Annotated in this window: 1 protein-coding gene; it reads left to right on the top strand. The window is 50.7% G+C overall.

Going from position 1 to position 5658, the window contains the following annotated elements; translation table 11 throughout:
* The first annotated feature begins 76 nt into the window (after window positions 1-76).
* The gene (locus tag ACYVRB_RS13995; RefSeq protein WP_461216035.1) at window positions 77-5548 is read left to right on the top strand and encodes a MucBP domain-containing protein; all 5472 of its coding nucleotides are present in this window, start codon (window positions 77-79) and stop codon (window positions 5546-5548) included.
* Window positions 5549-5658: the final 110 nt, after the last annotated feature.

Raw genomic sequence — 5658 nt, 5'->3', positions numbered from 1 at the left:
ATGGGTGTACGGACTCATAGTCGAGTTCTCCTTGTAGTTGGTCTTGTGGTGATTCCATTTTACAAGGACTCAGGCTATGAGTCTTTTCTATTTGACTAATTTGTTGCACTTGAATTGTAAATCCGTCACCTTCAAAGAAACCATCGTCAGCGGCCAGCCGGTTAACTTCAAAGTCGATGCGACGCCAGTGACCAATTATGTTGGCCCGACCGATGTGGGGACCTACAATGTGATGAATTCATCTTGGTTGACGATGGATGTGACCAAGTCGACCAAGGACCCAGTCAATATCACGTTCAAAGTGCCGGCTAACATGATCGGGACGGGCTTAAAAATATCTAGCCAATACGCTGCAGGGGCGCTTTACGGTTTGACGGCAACATTGACGGCTTATGATGCCAACGGGACAGTGTTGGCATCAGGCAACTTGGGCAGCCTAGCCAAAGACAGCAGTTCCATCTACACTTGGATGCCAGATGTTAACGCGTCGATCGCCAGCTTTGGCGTGGACTTCACCTCGCTGCCAAACACCTCGTATTCTCAGATCAAATTGGCGCCGATTCTGGCAGTCGCAACAGCACCAAACGGGTCGCAGACTTATACGATCCCGACGTCGTCTGAGATTGGTGGAACAACGGTACCTTACACGAACTATCAAGTGATCGTTACCGATTCGCATGCAATCATGAGTGCAAACCCGCATTTGGATGGCACGACTCCAGCGGGCCCTTATCAGGCCGGTGAGGCACTCAAGGCCGAAGATGGTGATGCCGCATTCGGTTTCTATCCTTTTGATAAATGGAGCTTGACGACCTATAACATCTTGGATCAGCCGGCTGTTTTCCTTTTGCCATTGCCAGATCATGCGACCTTCGTTAAGACTGACAAATTCAACGAGAATACTAGTGAGGTGATGCTTAACGGGCACCGCTATCTGCGTATCGATGTTCCTGCAGGATACAGTGTCAATAGTTCTGTTAATAATAAGTACAACACCAGTGTCCAAATTAATCACATCCAGGTCGAGATGAATGCAAACGCCGACGTGACGCCAGACACCCAGATCAAGATGGGCAATGCTATCCAGGAGCCTTCCTTCATAGGAATCAAGGATGACAATATTGATGCCAATTTTTGGACAGCGAGTGGTGGTCGGATCTGGACGTTCGATCAATTACGTCAAAACGGTTTTGGAGATGTCGCGACGCTTCTTCAAAACGCCGGTTATACAAGGGCATATTTAGATACAGTAGATCGATCTTCTCAACAGTATAGCGGTACACTCTTTCCAATTACCGCGCCAACCGAATTAATGCTCAGCACAGGCGTTAAAGCTGATGCTGAAGATACCTATGTTAGCGGTACAGACGGCACCGCTAGCTTTTATCCAGGCGGTTTGACCGGCTCGATCCGCGAATATATTTACAACGGTGGTGCCAACACCAGTCTGGATTACCACGGTTTAGTCACCTTACCGAAAACCGCTGATTGGGATGCGTATTCTCTCGACCTCACCGGCGCCATTACGGTGCCTGCCGGCGTGACGGTGCAATACAGTACGCAAAAGGTGACCGGCACAGACGGCCAGGCGCTGTCTGCAACGCAGCTGGCAAGCTTCACCGACGGGAGTAGCATCAGCGACTGGGGAAGCGTGAAGAGCATCCTTTTCACCGCCCCAACCCTGGCCAATAAAGCCTCTGTTGATGTTGAATTCCCGGTCAAGGTGACAGACGTGCCAACCGCTGCTGCGACGGCTAAGGCCTTGGTGTTCAACTATACCAAAGCTGATGGTGGGACCATTTTGGGTGCTAAAACGACCGACCTGAACACGCGCGTGGCGGAAGCGCAGCGCGTCATCACAGTGAAATATCAAGACTCCGATGGTAATACGTTGGCCGCTGACCGGACGATGAAGGCCGACGCTGGCAGTGTGCTGACGCTTACGGCAATGACCATCACCGGTTACACGCCGCAACAAGCTAGCCAAGCCTATACCATCACCGAAGATCCTAACCAGACGGTGATTTTCATATACAATCGAGCGCAGATGAGCGTGACCGTCAACTTCATTAACGTGCTGACGAACACTAATGCCAAAGGTCAGCAGACGCTGAAGGGATATATCGGTGATTCATTGGATCTCACCGCCGATACCTACACCAAGATTGCTGGCTACACCGCGATGCCAGACAACGCCAAGGCGTATACGGTCACCACTTCACAGATTCAAAACATCAACCTGTACTTCACGCCACAGACGATGCCTTTTACCGTGAACTTCGTGGCTGACGCAGACCACAGCAAGGTGCTTGCACCAGCGCAAACGTTCGGCAACGGGATCATGGGGTATCAATATCCGGTGACCGCAGCGACTGTCGTTGGCTATACCCCGACGAAGAACAGTGACAACTTGACGCTGTCAACAACGCAAAATAGCTACACCTTCTATTACAAAGCTAACCCGCAGACACTGACGATTCACTATGTCGATGAATCAGGCAATTCGTTGCATCCGAATACGACTGCCGCGACGACCACCAATGCGGCTTATGATCTTACGTCGACGGTCGATAATGTGGCAATTGCTGGTTATGAACGGGAAACGCCTGATGCAGATCTGAAAGGGACCGCGACGCTCGGCGCAGATGGTAAGCTTGTGAAGTCAGAAGTGACCGTAACGTATCGGGTGGCCAAAAAAACAATCACGATTCACTTTGTCGACGACAAGGATAACAAGTTGCACGATGACACTACCGCTACGACGGCCACCAATGCTGTCTATGATCTCAAGTCGACAGTCGATGGGGTAACAATCCCAGGCTACACCCGGCAAACAACCGATGACGCATTAAAGGGTACGGCAAAGATTGATGCGAATGGTGATCTTTTGGTCCCTGCAGTGACGGTTGTTTACACGGCGGATGATCAGAACTTAACGATTCACTATGTGGACCTTAATGGCAATAAGTTACACGATGACAGCAACGTGCCAACAAAAACTGATGCGGCGTATGATCTCAAGACAACAGTTGAAGGGGTGGATATCCCAGGCTATACCCGGCAGACCACTGATGAGGAATTGAAAGGTACCGCCAAGCTGAACTCTGACGGGAAGGTACCTGACGTAACGGTTGTCTACACAGCAGATGCCCAGAATTTGACGGTTCACTATGTCGATGATAAGGGCAACAAGTTGCACGATGACAGCAACGTGCCAACAAAAACTGATGCGGCGTATGATCTCAAGACAACAGTTGAAGGGGTGGATATCCCAGGCTATACCCGGCAGACCACTGATGAGGAATTGAAAGGTACCGCCAAGCTGAACTCTGACGGGAAGGTACCTGACGTAACGGTTGTCTACACAGCAGATGCCCAGAATTTGACGATCCACTATGTCGATGATAAGGGCAATAGCTTGCATTCAGACTCTAACTTTACCACCGCAACTAACGCAGAATATGATCTCAAGCCGACGGTCGACGGGGTGACAATTTCTGGCTATTACCAGCGGCAGACCACTGATGACGAGCTCAAAGGGACCGCAACGGTTGACGCTGAAGGCAAGCTTTTGGTGTCAGAAGTCACAGTTAAGTACAAGGCGTTGACGAAGACGATCCACGTTCACTATGTTAATAACTTAAGTCGCGAGGACCTCGCGCCAAGTACCGAAATTACCAAGAACCTGGGCGAATTGTACTCGGCGGAGTATCATGAGATTAGCGGTTATCGACTGGTGCCGAACACTCTCAGCGGATTGAATGACTATATGACAGAAGACACCAAAGATGTGTTCTTCGTTTATCAGCCGATGATGCAAGTGCCGAACGAGACTGCCGTCAAGACGGTTTTGACCATGCATTATGTGGATGGTGCCGGCAACAAGATTGCCGATCCGACAACGCAGACCGGTAAAGTTGGTGACGACTTCTCCGTTTCTGCACCTGAAATTCAAAATTATCATCCTAAGGATTACACGCCAGTCAGTGGAACGTATCAAGGCAATGCGATGGACTTGACCTTCGTTTATGACAAGGATGGGCAAGTCGTCGATGATGCTGCGACGCCGGCAAAGCTAACGGTGCACTACACTAACGTTGTGACAGGTGAACCTGTCCAGCCGGATAAGGTGACAACTGGCGATCAAGGTACTGCGTTCACGGAAACGGCACCAGCACTTGATGGCTACACGGTCGTTGGTCCTGCAACTGTTGATGGCAAGTACGCAGGTAGCGCGATGGATCTGACGTTTAACTATCAGCCACTTGATGAGAGTTCGGCAACTACGTTGACGGTGCACTATGTCAATGCTGAAACGGGCGCAACGCTTCAGCCTGATAAAGTAACGAGTGGTAGCCAAGGAGCTGATTTCACAGAAACGGCGCCAGCACTTGATGGCTACACGGTTGTCGGTTCCGCAACTGTTGACGGCAAGTACGCAGGTAGCGCGATGGATCTGACGTTTAACTATCAGCCACTTGATGAGAGTTCGGCAACTACGTTGACGGTGTACTATGTCAACGCAGAGACGGGGGCAACGCTTCAGCCTGATAGAGTAACGAGTGGTATCGCAGGAGCCGATTTCACAGAAACGGCGCCAGCACTTGATGGCTACACGATTGTTGGTCCTGCAACTGTTGATGGCAAGTACGCAGGTAGCGCGATGGATCTGACATTTAACTATCAGCCACTTGATGAGAATTCGGCAACTATGTTGACGGTGCACTATGTCAATGCAGAGACGGGGGCAACGCTTCAGCCTGATAAAGTAACGAGTGGTAGCCAAGGAGCTGATTTCACAGAAACGGCGCCAGCACTTGATGGCTACACGGTCGTTGGTCCTGCAACTGTCGACGGCGAGTACGCAGGTAGCGCGATGGATCTGACGTTTAACTATCAGCCACTTGATGAGAATTCGGCAACTACGTTGACGGTGCACTATGTCAATGCAGAGACGGGCGCAACACTTCAGCCGGATAAAGTAACGAGTGGTATCGCAGGAGCCGAGTTCACAGAAACGGCACCAGCACTTGATGGCTACACGGTCGTTGGTCCTGCAACTGTTGATGGCAAGTACGCAGGTAGCGCGATGGATCTGACGTTTAACTATCAGCCACTTGATGAGAATTCGGCAACTACGTTGACGGTGCACTATGTCAATGCAGAGACGGGGGCAACGCTTCAGGCGGATAAAGTAACGAGTGGTAGCCAAGGAGCTGAGTTCACAGAAACGGCACCGGCACTTGATGGCTACACGGTCGTTGGTTCCGCAACTGTCGACGGCAAGTACGCAGGTAGCGCGATGGATCTGACATTTAACTATCAGCCACTTGATGAGAATTCAGCAACTACGTTGACGGTGCACTATGTCAATGCAGAAACGGGGGCAACGCTTCAGCCTGATAAAGTAACGAGTGGTAGCCAAGGAGCTGAGTTCACAGAAACGGCACCGGCACTTGATGGCTACACGGTCGTTGGTCCTGCAACGGTCGACGGCAAGTACGCAGGTAGTGCGATGGATCTGACATTTAACCTGGATTATTCATAGAATTTCAAAAAAGCAGCGCAATCCCATGATTCACACGGGACTGCGCTGCTTTGGTGTTTCACCCATTGGGTGCGCCTATATGCTAAGGTTGAGTCGACGAAAACCATCAC

It is taken from the genome of Lacticaseibacillus boliensis (genome assembly GCF_054784775.1).
The sequence above is the reverse complement of the archived record's forward strand: the minus strand, read 5'-3'. Positions and strand labels throughout refer to the sequence as shown.

Excerpts from the sequence above, each read along its gene's own strand:
- ACYVRB_RS13995 (WP_461216035.1), top strand. The coding sequence starts at position 77 with ATGAGTCTTTTCTATTTGACTAATTTGTTGCACTTGAATTGTAAATCC.